This is a genomic window from Acidocella aromatica (genome assembly GCF_014201825.1).
GTDB classification, from domain to species: Bacteria; Pseudomonadota; Alphaproteobacteria; order Acetobacterales; family Acetobacteraceae; genus Acidocella; species Acidocella aromatica.
Window position 1 is genome coordinate 214,964 of record NZ_JACHFJ010000001.1, and the last position, 17,591, is coordinate 232,554.

At 63.8% G+C, this 17,591-nt stretch carries 21 protein-coding genes and 2 tRNA genes; 14 read left to right on the forward strand and 9 right to left on the reverse strand.

The window, feature by feature from the left end:
- Positions 1-9: 9 nt before the first annotated feature.
- On the forward strand, positions 10-579 hold the full coding sequence (locus HNP71_RS01065; protein ID WP_183264993.1) for a hypothetical protein: 570 nt from the start codon (positions 10-12) through the stop codon (positions 577-579).
- Between the two features lie 58 nt (positions 580-637).
- Complete coding sequence (locus HNP71_RS01070; RefSeq protein ID WP_183264994.1) at positions 638-994, forward strand: hypothetical protein; 357 nt, start codon at positions 638-640, stop codon at positions 992-994.
- 12 nt (positions 995-1,006) lie between these two features.
- On the opposite strand, the gene HNP71_RS01075 is transcribed toward HNP71_RS01070, so the two are convergent.
- Positions 1,007-2,062: a sigma-54 interaction domain-containing protein gene (locus HNP71_RS01075; RefSeq protein WP_183264995.1), complete on the reverse strand. Its 1,056-nt coding sequence runs from the start codon at positions 2,060-2,062 to the stop codon at positions 1,007-1,009.
- A gap of 386 nt (positions 2,063-2,448) precedes the next feature.
- Between HNP71_RS01075 and trhO the strand changes: the two genes are divergently transcribed.
- Together trhO and HNP71_RS01085 are read left to right on the forward strand one after the other, a co-directional pair.
- Complete coding sequence (trhO, locus tag HNP71_RS01080) at positions 2,449-3,441, forward strand: oxygen-dependent tRNA uridine(34) hydroxylase TrhO (RefSeq protein ID WP_183264996.1); 993 nt, start codon at positions 2,449-2,451, stop codon at positions 3,439-3,441.
- Positions 3,442-3,640: 199 nt separating this feature from the next.
- On the forward strand, positions 3,641-4,135 hold the full coding sequence (locus tag HNP71_RS01085; protein WP_183264997.1) for a peptide deformylase: 495 nt from the start codon (positions 3,641-3,643) through the stop codon (positions 4,133-4,135).
- Positions 4,136-4,511: 376 nt separating this feature from the next.
- On the opposite strand, the gene HNP71_RS01090 is transcribed toward HNP71_RS01085, so the two are convergent.
- On the reverse strand, positions 4,512-4,742 hold the full coding sequence (locus HNP71_RS01090; protein WP_183264998.1) for a hypothetical protein: 231 nt from the start codon (positions 4,740-4,742) through the stop codon (positions 4,512-4,514).
- 265 nt (positions 4,743-5,007) lie between these two features.
- On the opposite strand from HNP71_RS01090, the gene HNP71_RS01095 reads away from it, so the two are divergent.
- The 7 genes from HNP71_RS01095 to HNP71_RS01125 all read left to right on the forward strand — a co-directional run bounded on the left by HNP71_RS01095 (position 5,008) and on the right by HNP71_RS01125 (position 10,917).
- On the forward strand, positions 5,008-5,346 hold the full coding sequence (locus HNP71_RS01095; RefSeq protein ID WP_221246561.1) for a DUF2322 family protein: 339 nt from the start codon (positions 5,008-5,010) through the stop codon (positions 5,344-5,346).
- Between the two features lie 1,076 nt (positions 5,347-6,422).
- Positions 6,423-7,739, forward strand: coding sequence for a hypothetical protein (locus HNP71_RS01100; RefSeq protein ID WP_183264999.1), 1,317 nt, complete (start codon positions 6,423-6,425; stop codon positions 7,737-7,739).
- A gap of 141 nt (positions 7,740-7,880) precedes the next feature.
- Positions 7,881-8,201 (forward strand): hypothetical protein, encoded by a 321-nt coding sequence (locus HNP71_RS01105; protein ID WP_183265000.1) that lies wholly within the window; start codon positions 7,881-7,883, stop codon positions 8,199-8,201.
- A gap of 146 nt (positions 8,202-8,347) precedes the next feature.
- Positions 8,348-8,824, forward strand: a complete 477-nt coding sequence (locus HNP71_RS01110; protein ID WP_221246562.1) for a hypothetical protein — start codon at positions 8,348-8,350, stop codon at positions 8,822-8,824.
- 171 nt (positions 8,825-8,995) lie between these two features.
- A complete protein-coding gene (locus HNP71_RS01115) occupies positions 8,996-9,256 on the forward strand; it encodes a helix-turn-helix transcriptional regulator (RefSeq protein ID WP_343062170.1) in 261 nt (86 codons plus the stop codon).
- 101 nt (positions 9,257-9,357) lie between these two features.
- Positions 9,358-10,575, forward strand: a complete 1,218-nt coding sequence (locus HNP71_RS01120) for a tyrosine-type recombinase/integrase (protein ID WP_183265002.1) — start codon at positions 9,358-9,360, stop codon at positions 10,573-10,575.
- 108 nt (positions 10,576-10,683) lie between these two features.
- On the forward strand, positions 10,684-10,917 hold the full coding sequence (locus HNP71_RS01125; protein WP_183265003.1) for a hypothetical protein: 234 nt from the start codon (positions 10,684-10,686) through the stop codon (positions 10,915-10,917).
- Positions 10,918-10,961: 44 nt separating this feature from the next.
- Here HNP71_RS01125 and HNP71_RS01130 read toward each other — a convergent pair whose 3' ends face one another.
- The 6 genes from HNP71_RS01130 to HNP71_RS01155 all read right to left on the reverse strand — a co-directional run bounded on the left by HNP71_RS01130 (position 10,962) and on the right by HNP71_RS01155 (position 14,216).
- Positions 10,962-11,768, reverse strand: coding sequence for a methyltransferase domain-containing protein (locus HNP71_RS01130; protein ID WP_183265004.1), 807 nt, complete (start codon positions 11,766-11,768; stop codon positions 10,962-10,964).
- Positions 11,765-12,592, reverse strand: coding sequence for a glycosyltransferase family 25 protein (locus HNP71_RS01135; protein ID WP_183265005.1), 828 nt, complete (start codon positions 12,590-12,592; stop codon positions 11,765-11,767). Before HNP71_RS01135 ends, HNP71_RS01130 begins: the two co-directional genes overlap by 4 nt.
- Positions 12,593-13,206: 614 nt before the next feature.
- Positions 13,207-13,283 (reverse strand) — tRNA-Arg (locus tag HNP71_RS01140).
- A gap of 33 nt (positions 13,284-13,316) precedes the next feature.
- A complete protein-coding gene (locus tag HNP71_RS01145; RefSeq protein WP_183265006.1) occupies positions 13,317-13,622 on the reverse strand; it encodes an ETC complex I subunit in 306 nt (101 codons plus the stop codon).
- 17 nt (positions 13,623-13,639) lie between these two features.
- Positions 13,640-13,716: transfer RNA gene (locus tag HNP71_RS01150), tRNA-Pro, on the reverse strand.
- A gap of 17 nt (positions 13,717-13,733) precedes the next feature.
- Entirely contained in the window at positions 13,734-14,216 is a 483-nt protein-coding gene (locus HNP71_RS01155; protein WP_183265007.1) for a DUF192 domain-containing protein, read from the reverse strand.
- 62 nt (positions 14,217-14,278) lie between these two features.
- Between HNP71_RS01155 and HNP71_RS01160 the strand changes: the two genes are divergently transcribed.
- A complete protein-coding gene (locus HNP71_RS01160) occupies positions 14,279-15,655 on the forward strand; it encodes an ArnT family glycosyltransferase (protein ID WP_183265008.1) in 1,377 nt (458 codons plus the stop codon).
- Here HNP71_RS01160 and HNP71_RS01165 read toward each other — a convergent pair.
- A complete protein-coding gene (locus tag HNP71_RS01165) occupies positions 15,645-16,145 on the reverse strand; it encodes a hypothetical protein (protein ID WP_183265009.1) in 501 nt (166 codons plus the stop codon). The genes HNP71_RS01160 and HNP71_RS01165 overlap by 11 nt on opposite strands.
- A 157-nt stretch (positions 16,146-16,302) precedes the next feature.
- Between HNP71_RS01165 and HNP71_RS01170 the strand changes: the two genes are divergently transcribed.
- Together HNP71_RS01170 and HNP71_RS01175 are read left to right on the forward strand one after the other, a co-directional pair.
- Positions 16,303-16,926 carry a 2OG-Fe(II) oxygenase gene (locus HNP71_RS01170; protein WP_183265010.1) on the forward strand — a complete coding sequence of 208 codons (624 nt, stop codon included), beginning with the start codon at positions 16,303-16,305 and terminating at the stop codon, positions 16,924-16,926.
- Positions 16,919-17,575, forward strand: coding sequence for a 2OG-Fe(II) oxygenase (locus HNP71_RS01175; protein ID WP_183265011.1), 657 nt, complete (start codon positions 16,919-16,921; stop codon positions 17,573-17,575). The genes HNP71_RS01170 and HNP71_RS01175 overlap by 8 nt, the downstream gene beginning before the upstream one ends.
- Positions 17,576-17,591 lie beyond the last annotated feature (16 nt).

Sequence of the window (17,591 nt, forward strand, 5' to 3'; positions counted from 1 at the left end):
CATGAAACGATGTTGTATCGCGGCTTACCTAAATATGCACTATTTGCTGGCACGGCGGCCGCAGCCCTATTGGCTCCGGCCGCCAACGCCTTGCCTTCCGCCCCAGCGATCGTAACCATACCAGGCGCTGTGCAACTGACATCAGCCCAACTTGGGGCGATACGTGGGGGATTTGATATCAGCCCATCTTTATCGATCGACTTTGCCTTTCAGCAGATCGATACTGTTGGAGGCACGGTTATCCAAAGCATCATGGTTCCGAATGTAACTTTGACCTCGGCTTCATCTGCCATACCAATCACCGTAACAAATGGCGCTGGCAGCAATACCATTACGCCAGCCTCAGGCTCCAATATCACTCTGACCAGTACCGCCAATAGCGGCCTGACCACCATCGTCTCCACACTCGGTGGCAGCGGAATTTCTAATGTTGTAAGCAATCAGGCAAATAATGCGCTGGTTGGTGTCGCGACAACAATGAATATCGCGATCACGGGAATGACCCCCTGGCTTACACAACAACAAATTAATACAAATATTCAAAATTCTCTTTACTATAATAATGGTAGCTTCAAATAATTGAAGCCAGATTTTATTTTCAGCACAACCAGCCAGGAAACAGTTTCATAAGGCAATAGTGAAAGACCCGAAGATGAAGCGCAGAAATACAGCAAAGACACGGGGAATACGGCTAAGCCTGCTCACCAGTTGCTTCCTGGGTGTGACCCTGGCCAGCATTATCATGCCGGCCAGGTCTCTTGCTCAAGGCATGAATCAAGCTGATATCCTGCCTGTTGCCGACATAACTTTATTCCCGCTTGCCAATAATACGATGGCATCAGTCAAAGGGACGGGGTTGCAAGGACCTTCGCTCAATAAGTCGTCAACGCCGCTGGGCACAATCACATTGTGGGATGAGTTGAAGCCCTCGCCGCAGCAACAGAGTATAATCTCAGGCAGCCAAGTTATTACCATTAATGGCATCAGCCAATAGCAGCTATCGGACTTAGATATCCGGTTCTTGCCGGGATATACTCTGAAGTGCATCCGGGTGGCGCTTTGCCATACGGTAAAACGTGACGCGAGAAACACCTATCTCGGCAGCCGCTTTCGTCACATTATTCCGATTTCTGGCTAAAGCTTGCAGCATGACATTCCTTTCCTGATCGGAACCAGGTTGGAGGCGACGCGCAAGCGGCAGCACTTGTGAAGTCTTGGGCTGTTCAATCTCCGGCTTTATCTGAATTGCCAGATCCTCAGCCCTGATAACGTTAGATGAACTCATGACAACAGCCCGCCTGACCGCGGCAATCATTTCTCTTACATTGCCCGGCCACGAGTAAGCCTGGATGATGGATTTCGCTTCCGGCGTAAACTCCATAACGTCGGTGCCAAGCTCCTTTGTTATCCGGCGCAGGAAATATGTCGCCAGAAGCAACAAATCACTTTCACGCTCCCGCAACGACGGCATACGTAATGGCAGAACATTCAAGCGGTAGAACAAGTCATCCCTGAATATCCCTGCGGCCATGGCCGCCTCGAGATTAACGTGGCTTGCCGAAATCACACGGGCGTTCACTTGGATTGCGGTATGACCGCCCAATCTCGTAATGGTGTGCTCCTGCAAGAAACGCAGCATATGAGCTTGCAGATCAAGCGGCAGATCCCCAATCTCGTCCAAGAATAGAGTGCCGTTATTGGCTTGCTCTATCAACCCGAGCTTCCGGGTCAACGCTCCTGTGAAAGCTCCCTTCTCGTAACCAAATAGTTCAGAGGCGATTAGCGATGCCGGCAACGCGGCGCAGTTTATGGCAATAAACGGCCCATTCTTGCGCTCGGATCTTTGATGGATTGCCTGCGCCGCCAGTTCCTTGCCTGTTCCGGTTTCCCCGGAAATCAGTACTGGGGCATCATATTTTGAAAAACGCCTTATACGCTCGAAAACCTCTCGCATGGTGGCGCAGTCGCCAACGATAAATTCCTGCCTTTTATCCGCTTCATCTCTACCATAAGACAGGCCTCCCGCCTGAAACTCCGTGTGAACTGGATGATGGGCAACCATCGGCGCAGTTCCTCTCTGTAATATTTTTTAAAGGGACGACTCTCTTAAGTTGTATATCGCCATCCCGTTACACGTTATGATTTAACAACGACGACTTTACGTCAATACTATACCTCTACGCCAAATGACTATGGATTATTTTCCCTTCATCTACGCGTCCAAAAAACATTAATGTCGAAACGTAACTTTATCCGCATACCATTATCATATCCAACCGTCACGATATCTAGAAATAAAATGCAATATGCTTGGCCAACTCGGCCGAGCGCAGGGCGATGAGGGCAACGGCTAGCATGGCGCCATGATACCTTGGGGCAGGGCCGGCATTTGGCAGCCAATGGAGGCTTGATCATGACGGCAGTACGTATTCCTGCTAATCGTCAGCGATGTCATTGCTAGAGCACACTGCGCCCGAGGAAGGGGCCGCCGCCAACCTGTCTGTCTGTGTCGCCGCACTCTATAAGTTTGCGTCCTTTGACGATTGTGTGGGCATTCGAGAGGTTTTGATAAAGCTTTGCCGCGCGCAAGGCGTGAAGGGCACCCTGATTCTCGCCCGCGAAGGGATCAATGGTACCATCGCCGGATCGGATGAAGCAATGGGCGAAGTGCTGGCCCATATCAGGCAATTACCAGGTTGCGCGGACATCGACGTTAAATTCTCCCGTGCGCCATCGCCACCGTTTCACCGGATGAAGGTCCGGATCAAAAGGGAAATTGTCACGATGGGTGAGTTGAACATCAATCCGCTGGTTAACGTTGGCCATTATGTTCTACCTCAGGACTGGAATACTCTAATTTCCGAGCCAGGAACGATCCTGATCGACACGCGTAACGACTATGAGGTGGCGGTTGGTAGCTTCGCCGGTGCCATCAACCCGCAAACACGGAGTTTCCGTGAATTCCCTGCTTGGTTCCGTGCCGAGCGCAATAGGCTGCTTGGCGAAGGCACGCCACCAAAAGTGGCGATGTTCTGCACGGGCGGTATACGCTGCGAAAAATCGACCGCCTTTCTCATGGCGGAGGGGGTGGATGACGTCTACCACCTGCAAGGCGGCATCTTAAAATATCTGGAAACCATCCCGCCGGAGCAAAGCCTTTGGGAGGGAGAGTGTTTTGTGTTCGATCAACGTGTCGCGGTGGGGCACGGCCTTGAGTTGGGCAAGCATGGCTTGTGTCACGCCTGTCGCCGTCCTGTGAGCGAGGCAGACCGTTTATCTCCCCTCTTCGAGGACGGTGTTAGCTGCCCTGCTTGCCATAGCGAACGTACCGATGAGCAACGCGCCGGCTATAGGGAGCGCCAGCGGCAGGAAAATCTGGCTGGCCAACGGGGAGATGAGCATATCGGCGCTGTGCTGGTCTCGCAGCATCAGCAGGATTAGGGAGGCCAATGAAAAATCCCTGCCTATGCCAGACTTTGGTCGATTTGGGATTGGCAGCCTTGTCCTCGAGTAGCCAGAGAGCGGTCAGACCGCTCTCTGGCCAGTCCTCCAGGGCTAACAGCGCTCCGGGTGGTGGCTTCGGCGGCCTTGTACACCGGGCAGCTTCAGGCCGCAGCGATTTCAGGCTAGATATAACGCAATGACCATCCGTGACATCCTAAAATTTCCAAATCCGGGTCTACGGCAGCCCGCGGCGGTCGTCTCCGTCTTCGATGGCGCGTTGAAAGCCTTGTCCGGCGACCTCATCGACACCATGCGCGCAGCACCCGGCATTGGCATCACGGGGCCGCATATTGGCGAATCATGGCGTATTATCGTTCTTGAATTAATACCGGGCGAGGTACGCATATACGTAAATCCTCAGATCATCTGGCAATCCGCTGAGTTGAAAATTCATGAGGAAGGCAGCGTCTCCATGCCCGGCGCTATCGAGACAGTTGAACGGCCGGCCCGCGTACGTGTGAGGTACCAGGATATTGACGGTGTCCCGGCAGCAGAAGAAGCGGACGGGTTGCTCGCCGTCTGCCTACAGCACGAGATTGACCAGTTGGACGGCATTTTCTGGATCCATCGCTTGTCACGCCTGAAGCGCGACAGACTGACAAAAAAATGGGAGAAGCAGCGGAGTCGCTAATTACCCGCCGCGCACGAGCCAGTGACAGACGAGTGCCAACGCCATCCATTTATCGCAGGCTGATCCGTGGAGAGGTCATTTCAGCTTCCGACGGACAGTATGGTTTTCCGCCCCTCCGCTCCCGGCTCATTTTGTCTAAATTATTGGACAGTGTCATTGCGTCGTATGGTCTGGGGGAAACCAACAGCTTTTAGGTGGCGTGGACGAATTTAAACCATTGCCCCTGGAGTGGCGATATGAACCATGTCAAGAGGCGGCTCGGCGAGGCTTACGACCACTGACGAGGGCTGCGAAGTCGCCTTCGGTGTCTTGGAAGACGAAACTCGATAGACTTTCTCTGGAGCGACCGCCGCCATCTTGCCGCGGGCACTGGAGCTTATTGGCTGAACGCATTCCCCACCTGATGCGCCGTATGCACAATGGCGTCGCCCGTGGCGTTGGCCCCGTCGCTAAAGCCCCGGCCAATGGCATTGAAACCGCTGCCAATATGGCCTTGGCCAAGATTATTGCCGGCCGCGTTGAAATCCCCTTGCGCACGGGCGCCATTGGTATTGCAGGCGGCAAGGGCCAAAGGCAGTGCCAACAGGCACAGGTGGGGTAGTCTCATATAAACGGTTCCTTTCGCCCCTCATCTCGTCCATCCAGGGACAGATTTCAATATTCTGGCGTCAGCTCAAATGCTTGCGCGAACAGTTGACAGGAATTTATCCACGCCACCTCGCCAGTGGCATCGGCGGCGATCACCAGCTTATCCAGTTGTGACCGCGCCAGACCCAAGGCAGCCGTTGGGCAGAAATCTTCGCTCGCCTGTTAGCGGACACTTGAAGAAGTGTGTTACATGCCGCCTCGCAATTAACTCAGGAATTCGAGAGATGCTGGCGATGATCCAACCAAGCGCGACCTTCAAGGATAATTTTCAGCAATTGCCGCCCATCGATGACGTGCAGCGCATCGACCTCATCAACAGGGAGGGGGCTGTGGTCGCCAGCATCGCGAATCAACCGGGCAAGCAAGGCTCCCTAGCAGTTTACCAATACCTAAAACAGGTCTTTGGCACCCTGGACGCGAAAGCGGCTGAACACGGCTTGGTCGTATTCGCCGAGCATACAGCCGATGCGCGCAACCGCCCGGGCGCGCATCCGAATGTCGACCGCCTACTTGCGATCGCCGCTGGTGGTACTCCGCTGCGGATCGAAGTCATCGACGCTTGAAATGAATGATTGAAACCTACAGCTTGACAGTTTCCAGACATTCCTAGCTTGGGCAAGAAAGACGGCAACTTTACGGCTATAGGGACGCCAACGGGGCCTAACCAACCTGTCTCTAGCTAAAAGTCAGTCGGAGCCCCCCCCTGGGGAAGTTATTATTTTTGTTCGAGAATGGCGTCCGCGGCGGGATTCGAACCCACGACCCCAGGATTCATACCACTTCGGCTTTCACCGCCGCCCTTTCGGGCGTTCGTGGTCTGGACTGTCCCTTCACCATGGGACCGAAGCCCGTTAGGTGTTGCCCATCCAGTCTCTACACCTTCCTCTTGCGAGGCTTGGCTCGGGATTGGCAAGGCGCCTAAGCGCCGTAGCGTTCCCCGACTTTGAGCAAATCCATTGCACAGTTTCCAAGTGCAACGCCCAATTAAAAAGGAATCCTGTGCTCTATCCTGCTGAGCTACGCGGACACATTCCACCAAACTAACCGCCCACAGAACCGAGGGCACTGCAGACTTTGCCTATTTTATAGAGCTTTAGCTGCATTGGCAATGCAATGGAACATACGGCCAAGAAGTGGCAGAGTGGTAGGCTTACCACCAACGCAATACCAAGATTACGCCAAATTGTACCACCACGGGTAGGATGGCAGGGTCTAAAACACGTTCTATTCTGCTGAGCTACGGAGACTTAAGCCACACACTGGGGATAAGCCTAGCCCAGCAACTGAGGCAAAGCAAAGGCTTGGCGCGCCCTGGTGGAATCGAACCACCGGCCTCAAGATTAGAAGTATCATTCCGATATAGTAACAATTACCCGCGATCGGCCGCGATTGCCCCATTTGGGTGAAAATAGCTTCATCTCCGGCGGGGCTCCAGCCCATGCCGTGCCCGCAATGGCCGTGGATCGCCCGCATCCACCGGCATCCACCTAGGGGGATTTTGGGGGGACGGGCCGAGGGAGGCTCCGGCCCAGGGGCGGCAGGTACTTGCAAGTGCTGTTTCCGCTCGAAAATCTCTCCACCACTTGCTTTCTCGGCCCTCTCTGGCCACCCTCGCGCCGGATTCTGCTGGGAGACACGCGTGCCGGATCATGTCGAAGACCCCGGGGTTGGCCCCGTGGCGAGCGGGGTGCCCCCGTCTGCCGCCGTCCAGGCGGCGGACGTGCTGCTGGACCGCATCCAGCTCAGCCTGGACATCCTGCTCCCCGTGAAGGCCACGGCGAGCGAGGCGTCCAAATTCTGCCGGGCGCTGGCCCGCGCCGGCTTCCTGCTCCGCGCGCCCGAACCGGGTGCCGCCCTGGACCAAAAGCTCAAGGTAGGCCCTGCGCCTGTCCACCTGCCTGGCGGTGCCTCCGTCTCCCTGGCTGGCCAGCTCACCCTAGTCCCCAACGGCGCCGGTAGGCTCCAAATCCGCCGGGGCAGCACGCTCCTGCCGGACCCCATGCGCGCGCTGCGCTCCTTGCTCCCCTCCCCGCTGGCCGCAGGCAGGGGCGGCGAGGACAACCTCGCCGAGCCGTACTCCCCTGGCTCCTATGTGGACCTGCTGCCCCGCCAGCTTCGCGCGGTGGCCGAGGCGGTAGATGCCTTCGTGGCGGCGCTGGCACAGGCCGCCGGTGTCGCCTCAAACCAGCTCCGAGGCGCGGTGCGTGTGCAGCAGGCAGAGTTCTGCCGCGACTACTTGTACGAGGACGGCGCCGAGCACTTCGTCCGCCGCCTGCGCGACCGCCCCATCCTCGGCTCGCGGCACGAGCGCGGGCGGTTCTTCGCCGACCAGCTCGGCAACGGGCTGGCCGTCTCCTGGCACGAGGGCACCAAGAACGCGCCGGAGAGGAAGGCGTACCCGAAGCGGTCGGACCTCGTCAGGGTGGAGGTCTCGCTGCGCAGCCGCGCGGTGGTCTCCGCCCTGCGCAAGCGCCTGCGCGTCCCCAGTGCCGCGCCGAGCCTGTTGGGCGCGGACGTCGCGGACGAATTGGCCCATCTGGCGCACGGCGCCGAGGCCCTGCTGAACGAGGCGGTGGACGTACTCAACGAGGCCCTTGTGGCCGTGCCGCGCACCGGCGCGGATTTCCTGCTGGCGTTCGCACCGCTGCTGCGCCTGGCCGCCCCGGCACCGAAGAAGGTGGGCGCCGCCGGCCGGCCGCGCGGCGCGGAGGTGGAGCCTCTGGCTAACCAGGCCCTGGAGCGGCTGCTCGCCGAGGGCAAATTCGACATGCGCGGGAAAGCCCCGAGCAACCCCGTCCTGCTGGCGCTCAAGGAGATGCAGACCGCCGGCGCGCTGGCCGTGACGCCGCGCCTGCCGCGCCTGTTCACGGTGGCGCCGGAGCTGGAGGCGGCCCGGCAGGCCCTGGCCAAGGTGGAGACCAGCCCTCTGGGCGGAGTTGACGAAGGCGAGGTGTAGAAGACCGGGCGTGCCAGCGCCAGCACCCGGCCGCATGTGATTCTCCCGCCCAGGCCGTTGCAGGCCGGGCGTTGCACCCAACCCCAACCAGCAGCAGGCCCCGCCCCCAAAAGGCGGGGCCTGCTGCGTCTGGAGCATCACATGGACGAAGAAATCCAACCCCTGGAGGCGCTGCTGACGCGCTTTTCCAGCCCCGAGCGGCTGCCCGAAGTGCAGCGCGTGGACTTCGCTGAGGCCGTGCGCACCGGCCAAGACCCGCTGCGCGTCCTCCTGTACCTCCGCAGCCTCGGCATCGAGGTGCGCGAGCCGGCCGACCTCTTCCTGCGCAACGACGCACCCGACGAAGAGGAGCTGAACGCCTTCTGGGTGCCTGAGGGCGTGGCCGTCTGCATCCAAAGCGACGACCTGTGGCAGGTCTTCGAGATCGACCGGCCCGGTGCCAAAGGAGGCGCGCGGCCGTGATCGACATCAGCGAGAAGGACATCGCCGCCGTCCGGCAGACGGCGGACGGCGAGAGGTTCGTGGTGTTCACCCGCACCGACCTGCTGCCACACTGGGGGCAGGGCTTCTGGGGCGTGATGCTCGACACCGGCTCCGACGGCCTCGGCGTGCCGGTGCGGTACGGCACGCTCTGCACGGCGCCGGCGGGCTGGAGCCTGCGCCAGCTCCTGCTGGTGCTGCAGGCGCGCATGGCGCTCGACCACGCCAGGGCGCCGGAAGGCGGCGCGCTCACCGTGCTCGAAGCGCTGGGCGAGGCCAGCAGACAGATGCAAGCGGGCGAGCCCCTCGGCGCCGGGGTAGAGTACGGCCCCTCCGGCCGCGCCTCTCCCTACGCCTGGACCCTGGCGTGGTGCGGCGATCTGGCCCTGCCGCTCTGCCCGGACCCGGCCAGCCGCGAAGAGGGCGTGGTGCCCGAGCAGGTGCTGCTCGTGCTGGCCGAGGCGCTGCGGGACTGGGCCGAGCGGGCGCCGTATCTGCGCCGGGTCTGGCAGGCCAGGAACGCCGTCCAGGCCGCGCTGGCCGCCGAGATCGTGCGCGTGCGGATCGCGCGGGGCGGGGGCGCGGAGCCAAGCCTGCCGGGGTGAGACCCAGACCAGCAGCGCCTGCCAATCGCCAACGCGCCGGGCGGAATTTGGGCCGCCCGGCCAACCGCCCAACCCGGCGTGGCGGCGAGCGGCTCCCTCCGCCGGCCAATGCCGGCCTCCAAAACATCTCCATGGCTGAAGCCGGGGCATCGCCGCCGCCGGCGCCTGAAAGTGGAGACAGACATGGCCGAGAAGAACGCCGCCGCTCAGAGCGGCATCGCCACCATCGCCGCCGGGCCGGAGACCGCGCGGCTGCTGACCCCGCGCGAGGCCGCCGAACGCCTGGGCGCCACCGTCGAGGCCCTGGAACGCTGGCGGGGGCGCGGCGGCGGCCCCGCCTTCGTCAAGCTCTCCGCCAAGTTCGTCCGGTACCGGCTGGAAGACCTGGATGCGTTCGTCCAGGCCTGCCGCCGCGAAAGCACGGCCGGGTAGGCATCGCCCACCCGGCCCAGCGCCCGAACCACCCCGCCAGCAGCACGCCGGCGCCCCAGCGGCGCCCGCGTCCGACCACCCACAACCAGAAGAGGAACCCCATGACCGCGAGCACCATCACGCGCACGCTCATGCAGAAGCTGCCGCCCCTGCCGACGGGCGCGGCCAAGCACCGCATCTTCGACGACCGCCTCGCCGGCTTCATCGCCGAGCAGCGCGCCTCGGGCGTGACCTTCTACTTCAGGTACGCGGACGCGCGCGGCCGCCGGCACGAAATCCGGCTCGGCCGCCTCGGCGACGTCACCGTGGACCAGGCCCGCCGCCGCGCCGAGACGCTCCGGGCAGAGGTCAGTCTGGGAGGCGACCCGGCAGCGGAGAAGGCGAAGCGGCGCGCCGTCCCCACCGTGGAGGAGTTCGCGCGGGAACGGTACCTGCCGCACGCGCGCGAGCGCCTACGCTCAGCGTACAACGTCGAGGTGTACCTGCGCCTGCGTATCCTGCCTGCGCTCGGCAAGAAGGTGCTGGACGAAGTGACGCCCCAGGACGTGGCCGAGCTGCGCCGCAAGCTGGTCGCCGAGGGGCTGGCAAACGCCACCGTCAACCGGCATCTCGCCTACGTCCGCGCCCTGTTCAACGCGGCGATCCGATGGGGGCTCCTCCAGGGGCGGAACCCGGCCGGCTCGCCGGGGATGCTGCCCGAGCAGCACCGGGACCGATATCTGTCCCCGGTTGAGACGCAGGCGCTCTTCCGAGCGCTGGACGCCGACCCGGACGAGACCGCCGCCTCGGCCCTGATGCTGCTCGCCGTCACCGGCGCCCGCCGGGGCGAGGCGCTGCAGGCGAAGTGGGAAGACGTGGACCTGGAACGCGGGCTGCTCACCGTGCCTCCCTCGCGCTCGAAATCCGGCCGCGTGCGGCACATCCCGCTCTCGGCCCTGGCGACAGCGATCCTCCAGCGCCAGCTCGCCAAGCGGCAGCTCCACCCGGACAACCCGCACGTCTTCCCCAGCAGCCGCCGGGCGGGCAGCCCGGTTGAGGGCGTGCGGGGCGCGTGGCGGCGGGCGAAGAAGGCCGCTGGGCTGGCGGATGACCTGCGCATCCACGACCTGCGGCACTCGTTCGCGTCCGCGCTGGCCAACTCCGGCGTGCCGCTCAACGAAATCGGCAGGGTGCTCGGCCACAGCCAGCTCAGCACAACCCTGAGGTACGCACACCACGCCCCGCAGAGGCTGATCGACACCGCCACCGTCGCGGCGCGGGCGTGGAACCTCCTACCCGAGCCCGAAGCGGCGCAGGCAGACGTGCAAGACGCGGCGTAGGCCGGGCAAGCCGAGGCCGCCACCACCGCGACCGGCACGAAGACGGGGAAGGCGCCGCTGCGCCTTCCCCGAACGATCCAGAACCCCAACCAGAAAGGAACCGCCGACATGCAGACCGAGACGAAACCCGGCCGCATCCAGCTCCCGCCGCCCAGAAGGCGCAGCCTGTGGCGCCGCCTGCCCTCCGCCGTGAAGATCGCCCTCGCGGTGCCGCTGGTCATGGCGCTGCTCGGCGCGGAGGTCGAGCTGCGCCTCGCGCCCCAGATCGACGTCATCGCCACCGCCGCCGGCATCTGCGCCATCTGGGCGTGGCTCTCCGGCGGGCCGTCTGCGGCGGCGTGAGCCTGCATGGCGGGGCCAGGCACGCAGCTTGGCTCCGCCGGCCCTCAGCTTTTTCCCTTGAACGCGAGCACCCGCACGCCGGGCTTGGCGTTGGGCAAAACGACGATGCGCCGGAAGTGCGGCGCCAGCGCAGCGCGCACGCCGGCACGGGTGAAGAGGGCGAGATGCTCCGGCGGGCGCAGCGCCTCCCAGCGCAGCAGGTCACCACGCACCCGCCAATGGCCCGCGTCCGGCGTGGTGAGGAACAGCACCCCGCCCGGCGCGACGGTGGCGGCGAGCCCCGCCGCGAAGCGCGGAACGTCCGGCACATGCTCAATCACCTCGACACACTGGACGAGATCGAACTGCCGCCCCGGCGGCAGCGCGTCCAGTGTGCCGGTCAGGAACTCATTGCCCGGGAAACGTTCGCGCGCGATCGCCACAGCGTCCTCGCCCAACTCCAGCCCGGTGGCGTCGAAGCCGTGCCGGCGTGCGGCCTCGACGGTGCAGCCGATGTTGCAGCCCACGTCCAGGAAGCGGCGGCCGCGCACGAGGCGCTTGAGCCACGCGAGGCGCCGCGAGTCCCGCGCGAGCTTCTTGTCCAGCTTGGCCAGGTAGGCGGTGTTGCTGCGGTAGGCCCCGTAGAAGCGGCCGAGTGCCGCAGGCGTGGGCACGCGGTCGGTGCAGACCGTGCCGCACACGCTGCACCGCAGGATGGCGCCGAAGGCAAGGTCCGGGTCCGCCTGCATCGCGGCCTCGTCATCCTGGCGCATGTCCGGGGCGGCGGCACGCCACTCGGCGCGGGTGAAGGCGGCGGCCAGGTCGGCCGAACCGCAGGCCGGGCAGCAGTCGCGGAGGGTGCCGCCGGTCACGCCAAGTACATCCGCAGCAAGCCGTGCACGGCACCAAAATTCCGGAGCAGGGTACGGCGGGCGATCTGGTACAGCCCCGCCGGGCCGCGCCGGGCGTCGTCGGCCGCACGCTCGCCGATGGTGGAGGCGATGCCGGTCTCGTGGCGGACCGGGTAGGGCAGCACGGCGTAGGTGTCGAGGCGGTTGAAGCAGGTCTCGTCCAGGGCGATGTCGATCTGCTGGGTGATCGGCGTGCAGTAGGAGATGAGCTTGCGCGCGCCGGCGGCGGTGACGACGTAGGCCTGGGCGCCGCAGGGCCCGACCGCGAGGCGGGCGAGGTCGTACCCGCCGGAGAGCCGGCGTACGATCCTGCCCCGGCGTTCGCGCAGCCCGGCTAGCCGGACCACCTCGAAGCTCCCCCGCCGCATGCCGGCCAGCTCGGCCAGCACGGGCGCCACCGTGTCCGAGAGGACCACGTCGTCCTCCAGCACCAACCCAATGCCCGCTTCGCTCGCGGCGATGCGCCGGCAGACTTCCAGATGGCTGAGGCAGCAGGCGATTTCGGCCAGGGTGAGGTCGCTGCCGTAGGTCCGCAGCCGGCGGCTGCGGTCGTAGATGCGCTCCAGCCCCTCGATCGGCTCCCGCCCGTCCACGGCCTGGACGATCTCGTGGGCCAGGCCGAGGCGCGCCATCTGCGCGCGCATGTGCTCCCGGCGCTCCGGCACACGGTCGAGGGAGATGACGTAGATGGGAATGGCGGCCGGCGTGAGCACGGCCTCATCGGCGGAATCTGGTCCGCCGAACGCGGGACGCGCCAAAGCGCCCGCCAGTGCAGGTGTGTACATTGCTCGCCTTGTTTTTCGCCCGCCGCCCCTGCCACAGGACGAACGGGCGCAGTTGCCCACCGACGCCTCCTGGCGTCGGGCGGTTGGCAGAGTGGAAAAACAAGGCGAACCACTCCCTGCCTATTCCCCAAGGAGGCGAGACCACGGCCTGCCTCCGGGAACTAGGTTCCGGGTGTTGTATTCGGCAGGCCACCCGACATAGGGGGCCGCCTTGTTTTTCGATGCGCTGCCAAGCGCACCGGGATCATATCACGGGTGGTCGCAAGGTGCCACTGGCACCTGCCGCGCGCCGAGATGGGGAGCTGGCTGGGGCGCGGCGGGCTGCGCGGCCGCACTTGGGTTCACGCTCGCCCGGCTGGAAGCAGTCCGGTGGCGAAGTGACCGGGGAGTGTGCAGAAAGAGTGCTGGGCCTGTCCGGCGAGCTGTTCGCTGATGTCCTCGGCCTGCACCGGCAGGGACTTGTCTTGGCGAACTGGTGCAGACCGCCGCGCGCGTCCCACGCGACGTCCGGCGGCGAAATGGAGCCATCGGGGGGATTGTGGTGGGCAGAGGCCCCGGCGTCCGGGGGCGCCCCGCAGGGGCTCTCAAATCTCGCAGGAATTTCTTGGGAGATTTGGCGCGCCCTGATGGAGTCGAACCATCGGCCTCAAGATTAGAAGTCTCGTGCTCTATCCAACTGAGCTAAGGGCGCTGAAGCAAGCCAGCCCGTGCTAGCCTGGACGCGTCAGTGCGTCCAGTTTTCCTTGCGGTCGACGCGGAAATTATCGGCGTAGGCCTTGGGCTTGCGGGTATGCGCCGGGGGGATTTCCAGGTCGTAGGGAATCCCTTCCGCCTTGGCATAGGCGATGGCGGCTTCCTGCGTCTCGAAGCTGAGGCGGATCTGCTGGCGCATATCGTCCGAGCCAGTCCACCCCATCAGCGGCTCGATCACCTTCTTGTGCTCCGGCTCATACTCCAGCACCCAGCGATGCGTGCGCGCCAAGCCGGACTGCATGGCGGATTTCGGCGGCAGATAAATTCGAGCCCGCATAACCTCTTCCTTCCATCTGGTCGGGGCGCCCGGATTCGAACCGGGGGCCTCTTGTACCCAAAACAAGCGCGCTACCAGGCTGCGCCACGCCCCGACATTGTGCAGCCGGGATTAGCCCCCGCCAAACTGCTTGGCAATCACCTTATCGCCAACACTGATATTATCAGCCGCGGTGGCACCGCCCGCAAGCTCCAGCACGGCGGCCACCGGCACATTGCTGGAGATGTTGCGCAGGCTATACGGCACAGTGTTCTCGGCGATGGTCTTAATCGTGCCATCCGCCCCGATGAACACCATATCCAGCGGCACGATGGTGTTCTTCATCCAGAACAGCTGCACGGACGGCGGATCTACGGGAAACAGCATGCCTGTGCCCGCCGGCACCGAAGAGCGGAACATCAGCCCATAGGCCTGCTCCTGCGCGGTGGCGGCCACCTCCACTGTGAAATTATAGGTTTTGCCGTCATCGCCCTTGATGCCGAGCTGCTCGGTCTGCAGCTTGGGCTGCGGGCCGGTCGGGTCGTCGTTCACCTGGGCCAAAGCCACACCACCCAACGCCAGGCTGGCCGCTAAAACCGGAGCAAAAATCCTCATGCACCCCTCCATGCTGACGCTTCTCTTGCCCGGCGGCGCGCGCCCTGGCAAGCATGGGCGGCGTGAACCGCGCTCTGCCAGCCCTTGTCTTCCTCGCCCTCTCAGCGCTCACGCGCCTGCCGGTGCTGCACCGTGCGGTGCTGGATTGGGACGAGAGCCTCTACTTCCTCATGGCGCAGCAATGGCGCCTGGGCCACCTGCCCTACACCACGGTGTGGGACAACAAGCCGCTCGGCATCTACGTCATCTTCGCTGCCTTTCAGGCAGTCATCCCCGGCATTGCGGCCATACGCGTGGCCACAGCGCTGTTCGTGGCCCTGCTCGCCTGCACGGTATTCGGCATCACCCAGCGCCTCACCGCCAGCCGCCAAGCCGCCTGGCTGGCCGGGCTGGCGCTGGGGCTGGCCTCACTCTCCAATGACGGCCTCTCCGCCAATACCGAGCTATTCATGGCCAGCTTCACAGCCCTGGCGGTGCTGGGCGTACTCGCCAATGCCCCGGCCTGGGCGGTGGGGCTGGCGCTGGGCTGCGCGGTGATGGTCAAGGATGTCGCCGTTACCGAGGCCCCCTGCGTCTTCCTCCTGCTGCTCTACCGGCGGCGGGACTGGCAGACGGGCCTTGCCTGCTTGTTGGGCGCCGCAATCCCGCTGGCGGCGGCACTCGCGTTGTACGCCGCCAACGGGCAATTGCCGCTTTGGTGGGAGTGCAATGTGCTGGCCAATCTGCGGCGGGCCAGTGTGCCGCTTTCACCCGGCACCGTGTTCTGGGGCCTACAGACCCAGGCTGTGCGCTGGGGCGGGCTCTATGCCGCTGCTGCCCTGCTGGCGTTGCTGGGGCGCGGACGCAGCCTCGCCGCCATTTTCCCGCCGCTCTGGCTGCTTTGCGCCATCGTCGGCGCCATCTCGGCCAGGAGCTTCTACGACCATTATTTTCTGCAAGCCCTGCCGCCGCTCTGCGTCTGCCTCGGCGCACTTTACGCCCGCCTGCCGCCCCGCCCGGCCTTACGCGCCACCCTGGTCGCCACCACTCTGGCCCAACCGCTGCGCGCCGCACAACTGGCCCTGGACTACGCTGTCAGCCCGGATGTCATCGCTGCCGCCGGAGCGGACCTCGCCGCCCAGCACCCAGCCAGCCTGTATGTGTTCGACGCCCAGCCAATTCTCTACGCCCTCGCCGGCACGCCTTTACCCACGCGTTATGTGCTGCCCTCGGTGCTCACCCGCACAACGCTGCCCCGTGTGGCTGGGGTGAATGCCTCGGCCGAGGTCGCGCGCATCCTGGCCACGCAGCCGCAATTCATCGCCCGCCGCACGCCAGCACCCAACGACGCCCTGTCCAGCCAAGCCGTCTATGCCCAGCTGGACGCCGTCCTGGCCCAGAATTACGCCCCCTGGCACAGCTATCAAGGCATGACGATCTACAAACGCCTCATCCCCTGACCAGCACCTTCTCCAAGTTCCTGTAGGCGGCCTCCTCCGCCGCTTGGCGCAGATCCTCGTGCCCAAAAAACCGCTGCGAACGCAGATCCGCGATTACGAAGGGAATCGCCTGGGTCCAAAGCGCCCGCCCAAGTGCCGCCATCTGCGCTCCGGCCTCCTTGCTTACCAGCGGCCCGCCGATGAACTCCAGCCCGAACTTGCTGCCGGCACTCCAACACCTTCGCACGCGGTAGCTGGGGCCGCTCGCCATTTGCAACACCATCTCCTCCGGCAGCACGAACATCGTACCCAAATCCACCAGCACGCCATTGGCGGCTTCATCCAGCACCAGACAATTGATGACGCTCTGGTTATAGCTGTCGCCCAGCAGAAGCTTAGCGCTCTTGATCACCGGTGTGCGGGACGCCGAACGCCGTTCCACCCACCCGGTACCGGCCAGGGGCGCGGCGCCCGTCTCCATCACATGTCCGCTATATTCATGTTCAAGCATGCCATCCGCCTCGCAGTGAGTCTGGCGGATCATCCCCCCGAATGGTTAACAGCCCCCCAACGGCTTCCCCTACGCATTGATCCACATCAATGCCCAACACGGCTGAAACCGCCTAACCGGACCGGAATTTCCTCCCCACCCGAGCCGGACAACGCCCATGGCCATCCTCGATCTCGACGCCTTCCTGCAAGCGCCTATGGCCACCGAACCCTTCCAGTACACCGTCATGCAGGGGTTCATCCGGCCGGAGCAGGCGCAGGCCGTGCGCGCCGATTTTCCCGAGATCGACCATGCCGGGCTGCTGCCGGTGGAGGCGACCAGACCCGGCCCGAATTTCCAGGCGCTGATCGACGAGTTGACCGGCCCGGCCGTCACCGCCGCCTTCTCGAAGAAATTCGGCGTGGACCTCACCGACCGCCCGACCATGCTGACCCTGCGCGGCCGCTGCAGCGAGCGCGACGGGCGCATCCATACCGACAGCGAAGCCAAGCTCGTCACCGCCCTGCTCTATTTCAACGATGGCTGGGAGGCCGAAGGAGGTCGTCTGCGTCTGCTCCGCGGGCCAGACGACCTCAACGACATGATCGCCGAGGTCCCGCCCGAACTCGGCACGCTGGTGGCGTTCAAGCGGTCCGACAAATCCTTCCACGGCCATGAGCCCTATATCGGCGTGCGCCGCTACGTGATGATCAACTGGATGACCTCGGGCCTCGCCGCCCAGCGCGAGTTGATGCGCCACAAGATCTCGGCCACGGCCAAGAAGGTGCTGCACTATGCTTGACGCCACCACCACGGCCGCGCATTTCCTCGGCAGCTTGGCCCAGGGGCAAGAAAAACAATCCCCCTACCGCCACTGGCTACTGGACAACATGCTGCCCAGCAGGATGGTGGACGACATCGTAGCCCTGCCGGTCGCCCCACCGGCCATCGAGGACACGCAAGGAAGGCGCGAGACGCATAATTCCAAGCGCTGGTTCTTCGGCGTGGAGCAACAGCAGCAATTCCCGGTCTGCCACGATCTGGCCGAGGCACTGCAAAGCCATGAGGTGGTGCATACGCTGGAGCGGCGCTGCGCGGTGAACCTCAAGGGCAGCTCGCTGCGCATCGAGTACTGCCTGGACACGGACGGGTTCTGGCTGGAGCCGCATACCGATATCGGCGCCAAATTCTTCACCATGCTCATCTACCTCACCGACTCCGCGCCGGGGGAGAACTGGGGCACGGACATCTTCGCCTCCCCCACCGAGCATGCCGGTGCCGCCCCGTTCATCCGCAATCGCGGGCTGATCTTCATCCCCGGCAGCGATACATGGCACGGCTTCGTCAAGCGCAGGATCACCGGCGTGCGGCGCTCGCTGATCGTGAACTACGTGACCGAGGAATGGCGCTCGCGCCACGAGCTGGCTTTCCCGGAGCAGCCTGTAGGCTGAACCATCAGGAGCTTTT

Bases quoted from the DNA above. Each gene is read 5' to 3' on its own strand.
- HNP71_RS01065 (WP_183264993.1), top strand. From the start codon at position 10: ATGTTGTATCGCGGCTTACCTAAATATGCACTATTTGCTGGCACGGCG.
- HNP71_RS01075 (WP_183264995.1), bottom strand. From the start codon at position 2,062: ATGGTTGCCCATCATCCAGTTCACACGGAGTTTCAGGCGGGAGGCCTG.
- trhO (WP_183264996.1), top strand. From the start codon at position 2,449: ATGTCATTGCTAGAGCACACTGCGCCCGAGGAAGGGGCCGCCGCCAAC.
- HNP71_RS01085 (WP_183264997.1), top strand. From the start codon at position 3,641: ATGACCATCCGTGACATCCTAAAATTTCCAAATCCGGGTCTACGGCAG.
- HNP71_RS01090 (WP_183264998.1), bottom strand. From the start codon at position 4,742: ATGAGACTACCCCACCTGTGCCTGTTGGCACTGCCTTTGGCCCTTGCC.
- HNP71_RS01095 (WP_221246561.1), top strand. From the start codon at position 5,008: ATGCTGGCGATGATCCAACCAAGCGCGACCTTCAAGGATAATTTTCAG.
- HNP71_RS01105 (WP_183265000.1), top strand. From the start codon at position 7,881: ATGGACGAAGAAATCCAACCCCTGGAGGCGCTGCTGACGCGCTTTTCC.
- HNP71_RS01120 (WP_183265002.1), top strand. From the start codon at position 9,358: ATGACCGCGAGCACCATCACGCGCACGCTCATGCAGAAGCTGCCGCCC.
- HNP71_RS01125 (WP_183265003.1), top strand. From the start codon at position 10,684: ATGCAGACCGAGACGAAACCCGGCCGCATCCAGCTCCCGCCGCCCAGA.
- HNP71_RS01135 (WP_183265005.1), bottom strand. From the start codon at position 12,592: ATGTACACACCTGCACTGGCGGGCGCTTTGGCGCGTCCCGCGTTCGGC.
- HNP71_RS01145 (WP_183265006.1), bottom strand. From the start codon at position 13,622: ATGCGGGCTCGAATTTATCTGCCGCCGAAATCCGCCATGCAGTCCGGC.
- HNP71_RS01155 (WP_183265007.1), bottom strand. From the start codon at position 14,216: ATGAGGATTTTTGCTCCGGTTTTAGCGGCCAGCCTGGCGTTGGGTGGT.
- HNP71_RS01165 (WP_183265009.1), bottom strand. From the start codon at position 16,145: ATGCTTGAACATGAATATAGCGGACATGTGATGGAGACGGGCGCCGCG.
- HNP71_RS01170 (WP_183265010.1), top strand. From the start codon at position 16,303: ATGGCCATCCTCGATCTCGACGCCTTCCTGCAAGCGCCTATGGCCACC.
- HNP71_RS01175 (WP_183265011.1), top strand. From the start codon at position 16,919: ATGCTTGACGCCACCACCACGGCCGCGCATTTCCTCGGCAGCTTGGCC.